Annotated in this window: 9 protein-coding genes; 3 read left to right on the forward strand and 6 right to left on the reverse strand. The window is 43.2% G+C overall.

The window, feature by feature from the left end:
* The 3 genes from AQ505_RS15645 to AQ505_RS15655 form a co-directional block, all read right to left on the reverse strand.
* Entirely contained in the window at positions 1–1,992 is a 1,992-nt protein-coding gene (locus AQ505_RS15645; protein WP_082461566.1) for a hypothetical protein, read from the reverse strand.
* Between the two features lie 93 nt (positions 1,993–2,085).
* The gene (locus AQ505_RS15650; protein ID WP_062549038.1) at positions 2,086–3,744 is read right to left on the reverse strand and encodes a RagB/SusD family nutrient uptake outer membrane protein; all 1,659 of its coding nucleotides are present in this window, start codon (positions 3,742–3,744) and stop codon (positions 2,086–2,088) included.
* Positions 3,745–3,762: 18 nt separating this feature from the next.
* Positions 3,763–6,852 carry a SusC/RagA family TonB-linked outer membrane protein gene (locus AQ505_RS15655; protein ID WP_062549039.1) on the reverse strand — a complete coding sequence of 1,030 codons (3,090 nt, stop codon included), beginning with the start codon at positions 6,850–6,852 and terminating at the stop codon, positions 3,763–3,765.
* Between the two features lie 327 nt (positions 6,853–7,179).
* Here AQ505_RS15655 and AQ505_RS15660 point away from each other — a divergent pair, with 327 nt between their 5' ends.
* From AQ505_RS15660 to AQ505_RS15670, 3 genes are read left to right on the forward strand one after another with little or no spacing between them, the layout of a single operon-like run.
* On the forward strand, positions 7,180–8,196 hold the full coding sequence (locus tag AQ505_RS15660) for a winged helix-turn-helix domain-containing protein (RefSeq protein ID WP_062549040.1): 1,017 nt from the start codon (positions 7,180–7,182) through the stop codon (positions 8,194–8,196).
* Between the two features lies 1 nt (position 8,197).
* Entirely contained in the window at positions 8,198–9,796 is a 1,599-nt protein-coding gene (locus AQ505_RS15665; protein WP_062549041.1) for a solute:sodium symporter family transporter, read from the forward strand.
* Between the two features lie 49 nt (positions 9,797–9,845).
* On the forward strand, positions 9,846–12,032 hold the full coding sequence (locus AQ505_RS15670) for an alpha-galactosidase (protein ID WP_062551058.1): 2,187 nt from the start codon (positions 9,846–9,848) through the stop codon (positions 12,030–12,032).
* 122 nt (positions 12,033–12,154) lie between these two features.
* Here the strand turns inward: AQ505_RS15670 and AQ505_RS15675 are convergent, their stop codons facing one another.
* The 3 genes from AQ505_RS15675 to AQ505_RS15685 all read right to left on the reverse strand — a co-directional run bounded on the left by AQ505_RS15675 (position 12,155) and on the right by AQ505_RS15685 (position 15,056).
* The gene (locus AQ505_RS15675; protein WP_062549042.1) at positions 12,155–13,411 is read right to left on the reverse strand and encodes a DUF2264 domain-containing protein; all 1,257 of its coding nucleotides are present in this window, start codon (positions 13,409–13,411) and stop codon (positions 12,155–12,157) included.
* 18 nt (positions 13,412–13,429) lie between these two features.
* Positions 13,430–14,062, reverse strand: a complete 633-nt coding sequence (locus AQ505_RS15680) for a glycoside hydrolase family 88 protein (RefSeq protein WP_062549043.1) — start codon at positions 14,060–14,062, stop codon at positions 13,430–13,432.
* A 430-nt stretch (positions 14,063–14,492) separates the two neighbouring features.
* On the reverse strand, positions 14,493–15,056 hold the full coding sequence (locus AQ505_RS15685; protein WP_062549044.1) for a gluconate 2-dehydrogenase subunit 3 family protein: 564 nt from the start codon (positions 15,054–15,056) through the stop codon (positions 14,493–14,495).
* Between the last annotated feature and the right edge of the window lies 1 nt (position 15,057).

Raw genomic sequence — 15,057 nt, forward strand, 5'->3', positions numbered from 1 at the left:
TTAATTTAAGGTTATTTCTATTGCCTTGCGGCCATTCCAATTAATTTCTTGTTTTTCACCATTGGCTTGCGTGATGATAATTTGTAATTGTTTAGTGCCGGTTCTGCGTACCATAATGTCAAAATCCTGGTTAAAAGCACCAATATGCTCCAGAGACATTTCCTTCCAGTGTGCGGGAAGATTTGGCTGTAACAAAAAGGAGTTAAAACGTTTAGGCTGTATGCCAAACAAACCTTCTGTAATCGCTCTGCAATACAAACCACTTTCCGCAGACAAATGACGCTGATCACCCTCTGGCCAGGCTTCTACCGCATAAGGGACATGCTCACCAAGCAAGCGTTTATCGGTATAATATTTCAGGTATTTCAATGTGGTATCGGTAATTCCTGCATTAAATAATCCACGGACAGCATATAAAAGCGAGCGGTCCCAAAACACTTTTGAGCCTGATTCGCTGAGCATTCCATCTTTGGTCCAGAGCTTGCTGGACAGCAGTGCTTTTGCCGTTTCGTCTTTTCTGTCATAAATCCCCATCACCAATGGCATTCCAATCCAGGACCTCAATTTATCATTGCCTTCATAGTAACGATAAGTGTCATAGCCCTGCACCTTAGCGCCAAAATACTTTTCAATAGCTAACCTCAATTCCGCTGCTTCTGCAGCCAGTTTTTCTGCAGTCTTTTTATCGCCCAAAGCGGCGGCAAGATCTGAAGAACTGACCAGCGCACCGTAAGCCAGGGTATTGGTGGATAGGTTTATTTTTCCTGCGGGAAACCTGCCTTCCAATTCGTCTGAATCTGAGGCTATCACACCATCCTTACTTTTCTTTCTTCTTGAAAATTCCAGGCACCATTCAATTAATGGCCATAATTTCCGGGCTTCCACTGTATCCCCATAAGCCAATGCAAACCTGGAGGCACCATAGGCAATCATGGCCATATCACCACGGTCGCCGGCCCCGTTCCACATCCCCTCACCTTCTGCGATGATCGAGCTTGGGATAGGTTTATAGTCCTTATTCATATATTTGGCAAACATCCGGAAGCTGTTGATCGCACTTTGATTTCCTTCGACATTGCCTAGAAAAGGAAATAGCGGATTCATATATTCTGCCTGATCATTGGCCCAGATTCCGGCATAATAAGCGCCTCCCCCCGGACTGTGCAACAATCCTCCTTTCGTATCAAAAATACTTTCTGAGGCCCTGATCTTTGCAAAAGAGAACATCTGATTCAGGGTATCATCAGGAGTCTTTAATACCAGTTTTTTAGTAATGTCATTGATGAGTTTTCTACGCTGAATGGCTTCATAGGCGGAAGAAAATTCATAAGGCTGATCTGCGGCTTTTCTTGCCGTGTAAACTATCGAGTATACCAGTGTTTCTCCTGGTTTTAAGCTAAACTTTCCTGCGCCATATACCTTTGTATTTAACACATAAACACCGTACACTCCTTTACTTTGTTCGGTACTATCGGTGTGTTCATATTCAGGGATAACAATATCTACGGTCTTTAAGGCCTTATTCTTAAAAGTCCCCTGTTCAATGAATGCGGGCTTATTTACCGCAGGAAATAGCTCACGAAGGATACTCAATCCTGCTTTATCAGACTTCACTTTAATCGTACCATTGAATGCAAAAACTGCTGGCTGCTCATTTAAAACTTTTCCATTAATGGAAATCTCCGGAATTGGCTGATCAAAATCTCTGATCAGGCTGGCCCGCGTATCATTTGGGATGGTTCTCAGCATGGGAAAAACCAATTTCCTTTTTAAGATCAAACTCCCCATCTCATTTACCCCATAAGTAAGAATTGCGGAGATCTGTTTTCCGCTCATTTCGATCTGATCGGTATGTGGAGTTCCTTTTTTTACGACCCATTCTATGCCTCCGCTTTTCACTAAATTCCAGCGTAAATTCTGGGCATGAACATCAATAAAACTATACAGTAGGGGCAGCAAAAACAACAGGCGTTTAATCGAGGGAAATTTCATAACAATTTGAGATAAAAGGGAATAATTAATAAAGGATAACATCAGGTTTCGCTCGCTGCCCTGAAGGACAGCGAACGGCACCTGGTATTGGATTTAATTGTAATTCGGATTTTGGATCAGGGCAGGATTTTTTTGTATTTCTGTCCTTGGAATTGGATAATAATAGAATGAAGGCACCCAGGTACGCTCCTGAACCGTCATCAGGTCGTAGGTAAAGGTACCGTTAGGCTGTTTTTTAATGATGACACCTTTTGCATCTTCAGAACCAATTTCGGCAATGCCCCATCTTCTGATGTCAAAAAAACGGTGACCTTCAAAGCAAAGTTCAATTCTGCGCTCATGTCTGATTTTTTCCATGAGTGCTGCGCCTGTTGCATTGACAGGAGCCATACCTGCTTTTTCTGTTCTGATTTTATTCAGGTAGGTTAATGCTTCCGGATCTTCATTCAATGCTGCGCAGGCTTCTGCGTAGTTCAGGTAAATTTCCGACAAGCGGAATACCGCCCATTGTGTGGCATCATAGTCCTGAATATTCCAATCGTGTGCTTCGTTCACCATTTTCCTCACACAATAACGTGTTTTTGAGGCGTTCCATGGGGACAGCGGACTTTGCGGAGAATCATCTCCTCCTTCGTAAAAGGCAGTCAACCGGTTCTTAAACTGCTGGTTATTGGCCAATACGGATGCATAAAATCTAGGCTCCCTGTTCAAATATGGATCTTTTGCCTGATCAGGATTGCTCCAGCTAAATTTGCTGCCATCAGCCATCTCAAAATCATCCACCATCTGCTGCACTACATTGTACGCGCTATAGCCATTATAGCCATTCGGACTTAAATCGCGGCTCACCGTATTGTACCGGTCCGCCTGTACTAAACCACTATAGACTCTTGAAAAAATCATTTCAGAATTAAAGAAATCGAGGAAGGTTTTATTGTAAGTTCCATTTCCGGCATTCCCATACAAAGCATAATTAGCTCCGGTAAAATCAATCAGTGCTTTTGCGGCCAGCTTCGCTTCTTCCCATAACTTCCTGTCGTTGGTTTTATTAAAATAAGGACTTGCGGCATACAGCAACAACCTTGATTTCAAGGCCATTGCAGCACCAATTGTAGCTCTTCCTTTATCTGCATTATTGCTATACACTGCGGGCAGTAATTTGATGGCTTCTGCAATATCCGCCAGTATAAAAGCTTCTGTCTCTATCCAGCTGGCTCTTTTCTCAGCAAACGTTCTGTCGTTCACATCGTAAACCTTTGTAATCAATGGTACACCGCCAAATCTTTTCAGCAGTTCGAAATAAGCCATGGCCCTTAAAAAGTAGACCTCCCCTTTCATCGTCCCTACTACTTTATCTGCGCCGGTGATGTTGTCAATTTTGCTAAAGAAAATATTGGTATAACGGATGGCGGTATACATTTTATTCCAATGGTTTAAAGAGCCCGAAATCTGGTTATCAGGGGTTGCTTCTCCACGAACATATATATCTTCATTTTTCCAGTTAAAGTTTCCATAGAGTTCATCGGTTTGCGCAGCCCAGCCAAAACCAGCATCCGGATAAGCGAGAACGGCTTGATCGTAAATACTATTTACAAAAACCTGGGCCAGTTTCGGGTCCGACCATACATCTTTTTCTGCGTAAGCGTTTAGCGGCTGCAGGTCCAATGCCTTTTTACAGCCTCCAAATAGCAATGCTGTACAAAGGAGCAAAGCGGTGCCATTTATTCTTAATTTATATAGGTTCAATTTCATGATATGCTTTGATAAGGATTAAAAAGTAATGTTTGCACCAATATTGATCACACGTTGCTGCGGATAATATTGTCCTGAATTGTTAGGTACTTCCGGATCGAAAGAAGGACCGAATTTGTCGATAGAAAACAGGTTGGAACCGCTCACATAGATCCTGGCATTTTGAATCTTTAACTTTTCGGTTATTGGTTTAGACAGGCTATATCCCAGCTCAACATTTTTCAGCCTGACGAAGGCGGCGTCTCTCAACCAGAAATCAGATTCCAGCGTGTTTACCCCATAGGTTCTGCCGGTTGGCCCGTTGAAATTCCGGGGATAAGTATTGTCGCCAGGGTTCTGCCATCTGTCATCAAAAAACTCGGTTACCATGTTTAATCCTGCTGGTGCCAGGTATGATTTCGCTCTGGCTTGTCCCTGAAAGAACACCGAGCAATCTATATTTTTCCAGGATGCGCCCAGTGCGAGTCCAAACATCAGCTCTGGTGTACGTGTGAGTGGCATTCTCACTTTATCCAGGTCGTTGATGAAACCATCATTATTTACATCTACGTACCTGATGTCGCCAGGTGCTGTATTTGCTGGATGCGGACTATTGTCGATTTCCTGTTGATTTTGATAAATACCATTTGATTTATAAAGGAACCAGGAATCCACAGGGATGCCTGTTTTACGTTGATAATCTGGAATATTTGGTGCCTCATCCATAAAAATCACTTTATTTCTGGCAAAAGTCACATTACCTCTCACATTGTAGGCGAAAGAGTTCCCAATATTATTGCGATGCGTCACTTCCAGCTCTACCCCTCTGTTTAATACTTTTCCCAAGTTTTCTTTTGGTAAAATCAGGCCGGTATAACCGGGAACAGATTCACTTCTGGGAATTAAAATATTGGAGCGCATAGACCTAAAAACATCTATGTTGACGCCCAGTCTCCCTTTAAAGAATTGAGATTCTACACCAATATCTGTGGTGGTGGCCAGCTCCCAGGTGATGTTAGGATTGGGTGTTGGTCCAAGCACTAAAGAGGTTACCTGTGAAGCCCCAGATCCCAATGAGTAGCCATAACCTCTACCTAATAAGTAAGTCTGAAGGTAGTTAAAGGCATTTACGATGTCATTACCTGTTCTTCCCCAGGAAGCTCTCAACTTCAATTCATTCAGCACATCCGATTTGAAGAAATCTTCCTGAGAGATGCGCCATCCCGCAGAAACACCAGGAAAAAATCCATAACGTTTTCCTTCAGGAAAGTTCTGTGAACCGTCATAGCGCATGGTATAATCCACCAGGTATTTACTTTTATAGTTGTAGGATAAGCGACTGATGTAATTGACACGTGCCGATTTTGCTGCACCAGAATTATTTTGCTGACCAATCAGGCTTCCTGCAAACAACTGATCCAGGCTATTGCTCAGGAAATTTGAGCGCGAGGCACTAATGGTATCTGCTTTCCCATTGAAAGTTTCCAGGGCGACGAAAGCCTCTAAAGCATGGTCACCAATCGTCTTTGAATAGCCCAGTTTCACATTGAGTAATCCTTCATTAATTGCGCCTCTTTGTTCAAATAAGGACGGTGCAATCGAGGAAGCAACTGCTACATAATCTTTCTTGACTGCATCATATCTGTAGGCAGGAGGCGGTGTTTTGGTAAAAGATTTCGTTTTAACGTTGGTCACATCGTAGGCATAATAACCGTCTACAAACAATCCCTTGGTCACTTTGTCCAGTTTCCAGCTGAAAGATGTTTTGGTTTGCAGGTAGGAATTTGTAAACTGCTGATATCCCGCTTCACCGGAGGTGATATAGACCATGCTATTGTCCGGACCGCCCCCAATCCCTACGCCCACCAATCCATTCGGATAAACCGGGGTCAGGTATGGGTAGGCCAGCCATAGTTCCCTGAAAATACCGCCAGCATCATAACCACGTTTTGCGGCGTTACGGGCTTCATTACGGTAAGATACATCCACACCAATCTTGAAATTATCCGTTACTTTTACATCAATATTTGCCCTTGCCTGATCTTGTTTATAATTGGCTGCATCGCCTTTATAAATCCCATCTTGCTGCTGATGCTGACCTGATAAAAAGTAGCTCACTTTATCTGTCCCGCCACTTAGCGACAGGATATGGTTCTGCTGCAAGGCACGTTTTTTCATAATCGCATCCCACCAGTTACTATTTGGATGCCCTAAAGGATCTGATCCATTGCGAAATAATTCGATATCTTCAGGTTTCCAGGTCAGCGCTTCTCCCCTTAACGCATTGTACTCATTTGTGGCCTGCGCATATTGGTAGGAGTTTAACATTTTTGGTATACGTGTTGGTTCAGTAGTCGCCCAGTTTGTCCCCAGCGACAATACCGGCTGTCCTGTCTTTCCTCTTTTTGTGGTGATTAGAATAACACCGTTAGCAGATCTTGCACCATAAATTGCGGCACTGGCATCTTTAATGACGGTGAAGGATTCTATGTCGGCAGGGTTCAATCTGGCAAAGCCTCCTGCACGGTCAGGAATTCCATCGATTACGACCAATGCGCCTGAGTTACCCAATGTGCTTTTTCCACGAACAAATACGTCTGCATTGTCATTTCCCGGCTCCCCTCCCCTTGAATTTACAATCAGTCCCGGCACCTGACCAGCGATAGAATTGGTTAAGTTAGTCGCAGGTGATTTTGCCAGTTCAGCGCCACTAATTGTAGCGACAGCTCCGGTCAGATTTGCTTTCTTTTTTGTGCCATAGCCCACCACTACAATCTCGTTCAATCCAGAACCTGCATCTTCTGTCATCTGTACCTCCAGGTGCTTCTTCCCTTTTACCGGAATTTCCTGGTCGGCAAAGCCGATATAGCTGAATACTAAAGTGGCATTCTCTAGAACAGTAATTTTGAATTTACCATCAGGGTCTGTTTTGGTACCAATCTGAGTTCCTTTAACGCGAACAGTTGCATTTGGCAGGCCTGCGCCCTGTTCCGTTACCCTTCCAGTAACCTGCAGCTGCGTCTGAGCAAAGCCCTGCGCATAAAAAATTAAACAGAGGAGTAAAAGGAGGAGCTTTTTCCCGAGTAAGTCAGGATAGCCCAAATTGGGAATAGTAAGTTTTAAGTTCATATTTGGTTTGATTTGATTAACAATAGCTCAGCCGACTCACTAGTCTAGTCTACTCTGTTCTATTGAAACATAAATATAAACGAAGTTTTATGGCATTTGCAAAATTAATTTGCCTGGCTAGGAAAAATAATAGGACTCTGAGCCAGAGCTCATTAAAAATTTCGGCCAAATAACGGCAATAAAACCTCATTTAACCAATTATTAGGCACAGCACTTAGATTTGTATTTATTTTCTCATTTCCGGATTGGTTAAAAATAATTACCTTGTAAAAAACAAAATATTGCGCTGGTCTATTGATAGACTAGTGCAGACCAACCCTAGCATTTATGACCACCATCTTTGAAAAAATACAAGACCTGGAAAGTATCCCATCCTACTCCAAGCACGAGCAATTTGTGCAGGGCATCATCAATGCAATTGATGAAAGGATCATCGCACAAGGAGCGGCACTGCCTTCGATTAATGTGCTGATCAAGGAATTGGGCTTTGCCAGGGAAACGATTATGAAAGGCTATCGGGAATTGATCAGCCGCGGCATTGTGGAGGCTAAAAACAGGCAGGGTTATTTTGTGGCGAATGACGATACGGAGCAGACTTTAAAAGTGGCTTTACTGATGTACCTCATCGATTCTTTTCAGGAACAGTTTTATAGAAACTTCCGAAATGAACTGGGCCCAAACGTCCATATCGATGTGTTTTTCCATCATGGCAACATTACCATGTTTGAAACCATGCTCCACATGATTAAAGGCAAATATGGCGTGTATGTGGTTTCACCGATCCCGCACCCAAAAACAAAACATTTACTAGAGTTGCTGCCCATCAACAAATTCATCATGTTCGACCGCTATGAACCGATGAAGGGCGATTTTAACTACGTCAGTCAGGAGTTTGAGCAGTCTACCTATAAAATACTTTCAGCGCTGGCAGAAACGATAAAAACCTTTGATGAGCTGATCTTTTTCCATGTACCCGGTTCGTTGGATCCGGTGGAGATCATTAAATCTTTCAAAAGATTCACCAAAGACTTTAACATCAATACCCGGATATTGAATGAATATGAACCTGGAAGTGTAGAAAAAGGTAAGGTTTATTTCACTTTAGACAACTCTGAAATCTGGAAGATCATGAAAGATTGTGAGCTCAAGCAATTACAGCCGGGCATCGATATCGGCATCCTTTCTCATAACGACGAGGTGGTGAAAGAGATCATTGGTGGTGGGATTACCACTTATTCTGCCGATTTTTCTTTAATGGGAAGAAGGGTTGCACAGGCGATTCTGAAAAAGGAAAAAGTACAAGAGATCATTCCAACCGTATTAATCAGAAGAAAATCGTTATAAGATGAATCCAGTTGCTTTTTCTACGTTTATTATCATTACGGTTCTTGTGGCGGCAATTTCCTGGTATAAAACCAGGAAGCAGAAGATCACCACTTCTGCAGGGCTATTTCTGGCCAACCGCAGCTTAACCTTTACGGCTGTCGGCAGTGCCTTATTCTTTACCAATATCAGCGCCGCTGAATTTGTAGGGAATAGTGAGTCCGTTTACCTGAACAACATGTCTGTGATGGCCTGGGGCATCAGTTCGGTATTTGCGATGGTACTGGTTTCTGAGTTCATCATCCCCATTTATTTAAAGGGTGCCATGTCTACCACTCCAGATTTTCTGGAGAACAGGTACGATCCGGGAACAAAAAAGCTGGTCTCCTTCCTTTTCCTGATCAGCTATGTTGTTAATTTATTGCCCATTGTATTGTACAGTGGTGCGGTTGCATTGAATGGGCTTTTTCATTTTTCAGACATCTGGGACATCAGCTATGGCAACAGCATCTGGGTGCTGATCTGGTGCATTGGCCTGATTGGCAGTTTATATTCTATTTTAGGTGGACTAAAAGCAATTGTGATCTCTGATCTTGTACTCGGAGTCTGCATGTTTACCGGTGCCATTTTACTGGCTTATTTTGGGTTAAGACACATCGGCAGTGGTGATTCCATACTCGGTCTGCAAACGATTCTGACCACCAAAACTGAACATTTCAACTCCATAGGGGGCGATAAAGACGCGGTGCCTTTTTCTACGATATTTACAGGAATGATCCTGATGAACTTATTTTACTGGGGAACCGAACAGGTGATTGTGCAGCAGGCCCTGGCTTCGTCCAATCTGGAAACCAGTCAGAAAGGAATTGCATTGGCCTGCGTAGGCAAGCTATTAGGCCCCTTGCTTTTCATTTTGCCGGGTATCATTGCCGTGCATTTATACAGCAATTTACACAATACTACAGAAGCCTTTTCCAGGGTGGTGAGCGATGTCTCCCCTCCAATGCTGAGCGGTTTTATTGCCGCCGTGATTTTAGGCGCGGCCATCACTTCATTTTCTCCGGCACTGAACAGCGCGAGTACCCTATTTACCCTGAACCTCTACAAACCATTTAAAGAGAAGAATGGCAAAGCGGTCACTGAAAAAGACCTGCTTCGGAACTCCAGAAGATTTGAAATGTTTGCGGCTTTACTGTCGATGTTTATTGCGCCACTGATCATTTTTTCCAGTGGTAATTTTTACACTTTTATGCAGAAGATGAATGCTGCATTCAGCATTCCTATTTTCAGTATTATGTTTGTTGGCTTTGTGACTAAAAGAGTACCGCCTATTGCGGCTAAAATTGGCCTGGCTTTTTGTTTTACAGGTTATATCCTCACGCAGGTAGTTTTTGATACCGGCATCCATTTCCTGCACATCCTAGCCATCCTTTTTGTCCTGACGGCGGCTATTATGCTGATCATTGGAAGAATTTTCCCTATGGAAAAACCCTATATCGCACAAAACAAACAAGTGGTGGACCTGAAGCCATGGAAAAACAGACACTGGATCAATGGCTTGCTGATCCTCATCATGATCCTTTTGTTTATTGTATTTTCTAAATGGGGACTTGCCAGTTAATCCATCCATCACCATAAAACAAAACCAATATACTGACCTAGAACCAATCATGCTCAAAAGATATCTTTACCCAACCTTTCTTCTCCTGATGACTTACCAAACCAGTATCGCCCAGCAGCAAATTGCCATCGAAACGAAGCACAATTCGTTGATACTTTCTACAGATGCCAGCAATGCTTTAATCTCAACTTACCTTGGCAAACGGATCGCCAACAAAGAGGAATATTCGATCATCCCTACCCTGGATAAATATACTCCTGGGTCAGACGACCTGTACAATAAACGGGAAGCTTACATCGCCTCTGGCTCCATTAATTTATTAGAACCCGCCTTGAGTGTTACTCATGCCGATGGTAATAAGTCTACGGTATTGACCTTTCAGCGCGTGAAGGTTACGGAGCTGGATAAAAACAGAAAGCTGACAGCTGTGGTGCTGAAAGATCCCAAATACAATTTTGAGGTCACCTTAAATTACCTGGCCTATTATGAGGAAGATGTGATCGAGCAATGGTCGGAAATCCGACACCAGGAAAAAGCAGCTGTAGTATTAAACAAATATGCTTCCGCAAACCTGAGTTTAAGCGGGAAGAAGTTTTACCTGAAAAATCAATACAGCAGTGCGATGCGGGAAATGAGGTCTGAAGAACAGCAATTATTGCATGGACTTAGAACCCTCGATTCGAAATTAGGTACACGTACCAACCTTTTACACTCCTCCTCTTTTATGATTTCCATTGATGGCCCTTCTGCGGAGGATACGGGGAATATCATTGCAGGATCCTTAGCATGGACGGGAAACTTCAAGTTAGATTTTGAAACCTTTGATGATTATTATCTGAGGGTTACCGCAGGAATCAACAACTTTTCTTCTGATTACACGCTAAAGCCAGGGGAGAATTTTATCACCCCACGCTTTGTCTATACCTATTCCAGCAAAGGAACCGGATTGGCCAGCAGAAACCTGCAAAACTGGGCAAGAAAATATCAGTTAAGGGAAGGACAAGGAGAAAGATCCACCCTGTTAAACAACTGGGAGACCACGTATTTTGACTTCAACGACGAGAAATTAAATAACTTGGTACAGGACACAAAAAAACTCGGGGTAGATGTCTTTTTACTGGACGACGGCTGGTTTGGTAACAAATACCCCAGAAATGGCCCGGCAGCAGGATTAGGCGATTGGGAGTTCAACAAGCAAAAATTAAAGAATGGGATTAGTGCCATCGGTCAGGAAGCTACAGCAAATGGTGTGAAATTTGGCATTTGGCTGGAACCTGAAATGGTGAATCCTAAAAGCGAATTGTATGAACAGCATCCGGATTGGATCATCAGGCAGCCGGAAAGGAAAGAATACTATATGCGAAACCAATTGGTACTGGACCTGACCAATAAAAAGGTACAGGACTTTATCTTTAAAGTGGTGGATGAGACCTTTTCCCAGGTTCCAGATCTGGCCTTCATCAAATGGGACTGCAATTCACTGATTTATAACGCTAATTCTCCTACTTTAAAAAACCAGGATCATTTTTACATTGAGTATGTGCGCGGATTAAACAGCGTACTGGAAAGAATAAGAAAGAAATATCCGAAAGTACCGATGATGTTATGTGCTGGTGGTGGTTCCAGAGTGGATTATGCTGCGCTTCAATATTTCACAGAATTTTGGCCTAGCGACAATACCAATCCTTTCGACAGGATCTTTATCCAGTGGGAATACTCTTATTATTTCCCTTCCATTGCCGTAGATAATCACGTAACGGATATGGGCAGACAACCCATTAAATTTAAGACCGATGTGGCCATGATGGGGAAGCTTGGCTATGATGTAAAGGTTCATGAACTTTCTGAAAAAGACCTTGCATTTACCCAAAATGCCATAAAAACCTACAATGGTTTTAAAGATATCGTATGGCACGGTCAGCAGTACAGGCTGCAGGACCCTTATCAAAATGATGTGGCTTCCATTTCTTATGTAAATGAGGCCAAGGATCAAGCGGTAGTATTCAGCTATTATATGGCCACCAGAAATGCAACCAAACAAGCGCTTCCTATTGCCTTAAAAGGTTTGGATGCCAGCAAACGCTACAAAATAGAAGAAATCAATCTTTATCCGGGCAGCATATCGCCGATAGATTCAGCGAAGGTTTATTCAGGTGATTTTCTAATGAACATTGGGTTAAATCCGGAAGTTAGTGACAGAAGAACAAGTGTTGTACTTAAAATCACTGCGGTTTAAACCCTCCTGCCTCGATTTAAATCCTTCTGCAAAAAAAATAGCATTACGAGATCAAGTGACTCGTAATGCTATGAAGTGTTTCCATCGAAATTCCTTTGTTCTTTTTTATTAAGGGCTAATATTTAGTATTCCACATGGTAATCTTTTTTGAATGGCTGGCCAGACCATGCTTTTTTTGCGGTCCAGTCTGCTGCAGGAGCCGTCCAGAATTCATTGTCTGCCGGTAATCCCAGAGGCAAAAATCCAAGTGTTGCCATGTACAAGCTCCCTGTGGAGGTATAACTATCGGCGATCCCAGGCTGAGCGCCACAGAAACCCAATACCAGCCAGCCTGCTTTATCAAAGTTATTGCATTGTTCAAACATGCGGTGCATCACCGCCGTAAGTCCGGATCTCACTTGTGCAGGGCTAATTTGCGCAGGCAATTTACCCATCAATGCGACCTGGCCTAAAGCCTGAAAAGCAGCTGTTCGGTAAGTGACCGACCTCCCCATTGGTGGATACGTACCATCCGGCCCAATGATCCGCTCTGAAAACTCTGAATAACGAACCATGCGTTTTACGGCAGTTTCGTACATCTCCGTATTAATTCTTTTCTTATCCGAAAGCACTTTAAAAAAATCAACCAGCATCGGGTGGATCACGTAAGAGTTGTAGTAATCAATACTCAAACTTGGTCCGTCGCTGTACCAGCCATCTCCCTGGTACCATTCCAGGATTTTCCTCTTTGCAAAGTCCAATCGTGCGGGATCCGGCTGTTCGCCAATACTCAACAGGAAAGCCTCATTGATTCCAGCAAAAAGCAACCAGTTGTTATAAGCGCCTGTACGTGTTCTTAAAGCTTTAAATTCTTCTGCAATTCTTGACTTCGTCAGGTCATCTAATGGCTCCCACAATGCTTTTGGTGCTCTCAAAAAAGCCTGAGCCATATAGGCGGCATCTACGATCGGCTGACTCTCCGTTCTAAAGTTCAGGTAATCTGGATTTTCCGGATCTACCGCATTTGAAATTCCCTTTAACAATGCCAGGCGCAGTTTTTTACGCATCAGTCCTTCTTTCGTCGCATCATCCGGCAAAGCGAGCCAAGGAGCTACCCCTGCCATGGTACGACCAACAGCTTCCAGATAAGTTACTTTTTTAAAGAAATCTGTCGATTGGCCTGGAGGAACTTCTACGGGCATATTCTTTTTCAAAGTGCCATCGGCGAGATTTAAGATCACCGGCGAAGACATTTTATACAGGAGTTCTGCCCAATACTGGCGGTCCTGAGCGCCGGCTGTCACTTGGTTTTGTTTCGTTTTTTTTGAGGATTGCGCCTGAACAACAGGACTGGTCATCAGCATGGCGACCATCAAAAACATGCATTTAAGTTTATTCATTAATCTAGTTCTTTAGGTTTATTGAGCACTAATTTGAAAATATCTACTGGTTCCGCTGGAAACATCTACGCTGAAACGCAATACCTGTGGAAGTTCATTCACAGTGGTCATTACCAAAGGAATAAATTCACCTGTTGCGCCATCTCTAACCAGTATTTTTTTAGGTTTCTTTTTCTTAATTTTCTTAGCTACATCAGACCAATTCAATGTGACCAGCATTTTTTTTGGTGCGGCAGTTCCGTTGTGGACTTCTTTGATCAATACCTGTTCTTTATGGTTCAGGTATAAAGGCAGCATTTCGCTCCCGGCAAGCAGGAAAGCCCCAACGCCATATACATCCGTATCGTCATAGCCTACTTTATCAGGTGCGGCACCTTGTGCCTGTACATAACCTAACTTCCCATCTGGCTGTACCGCGGTGGTCAACGCTAACCATGCTTTGTTCAGCACTGGCAGGTACTTTTTGTCTGGAAGCAGCTGGTTGTTCATGCCCCAGGCCATCGCATAACAGATGAAACCGGTGCCACTGGTTTCTTTAGATGGATAGCTTTCAGGATCTAGTAAGCTGGCGTGCCAGCTTCCATCTCGTTGCTGCAAAGCGGCCAGTTTCTCCGACATCTTCAGGAATAGCCCTTCCAGATTTTTACGCATTGGTTTAATTTGGTGTCTACCTACTCTATTGGTGTTTACTTCATTTATTTTGTGCTGTGATCAATTCAGGACTGCTCATTATTGTGCATCCAGTATATTGCTTTAAGCCAAAAATGTAATAGTTTTCACAAAGCCAAGGATCGCTGCCCATAGGCTTTACCATTCTCCATCATTCTGGTTCTATAGCTAATATTACGTCAGGAAAGAGATTTTAAAAAAGAATTTACGCACTGATATAACGCAAACGTTTGCAGAGTGTAGCAGCAGCTTTTAATTCCATGCTTTCTCTCCAATCATTCAGGAACAGATCCTACTGTTAAAGACAGATTACGCTTACAAAACGGGGCCGTTTTACTGAAAAGAGAAATATCCCTAGCCTTAAGTAATTAAGAGTAGGGATATCTCTACGCAAACGTTTGTTTACCTGTATTTAGGCCCAGGATTTGTCTCCTTTTTTATAGGGAACACTCCCTTCAAATCGCCCAGGCGCAGCCACATAACGCATGGCTTTTGTTGCGCCTATTTCAGAAGTAAAATATCCGAAAAAGGCCAGCTGCTTCATCATGGTAAAATAATGAGATGGCAAATCTCCCTTGTTCGCCTGATGGACTTTTGCTGCTTTATCCAATGCGAGCAGCAGGGACAAGCGCTGAGGGGAGCTTGCTTTTAGAAAATCGGTACCATGCATTTTTTTACAGGCTGCATCCAACTGTATGATTCCTTCCTTAAAGACTTTCTGATCTTTTTCTTCATAACAATCCTCCACAATCACGGTCATGAATGCGCCAACTTTTGCCGCTTTTGCACCTGGGCTTTTGGCTGTATCTGGCAATATTGTATCGGCTACTTCGTCTAAAAAATCCTGATCCTGCTTCGTAAATAAGGTCTGCTTTGCTCCTTTTTTAGGGCTGCAGCCAGTCAGCAGTACATCAGCGCCAATCATCGCCCCACCCGTGAGCAGAGCGATCATTTTCAAAAGTTCTCTTCTATCCATA

The sequence above is a fragment of the Pedobacter sp. PACM 27299 genome (assembly GCF_001412655.1).
In the GTDB taxonomy this organism is placed as follows: Bacteria; Bacteroidota; Bacteroidia; order Sphingobacteriales; family Sphingobacteriaceae; genus Pedobacter.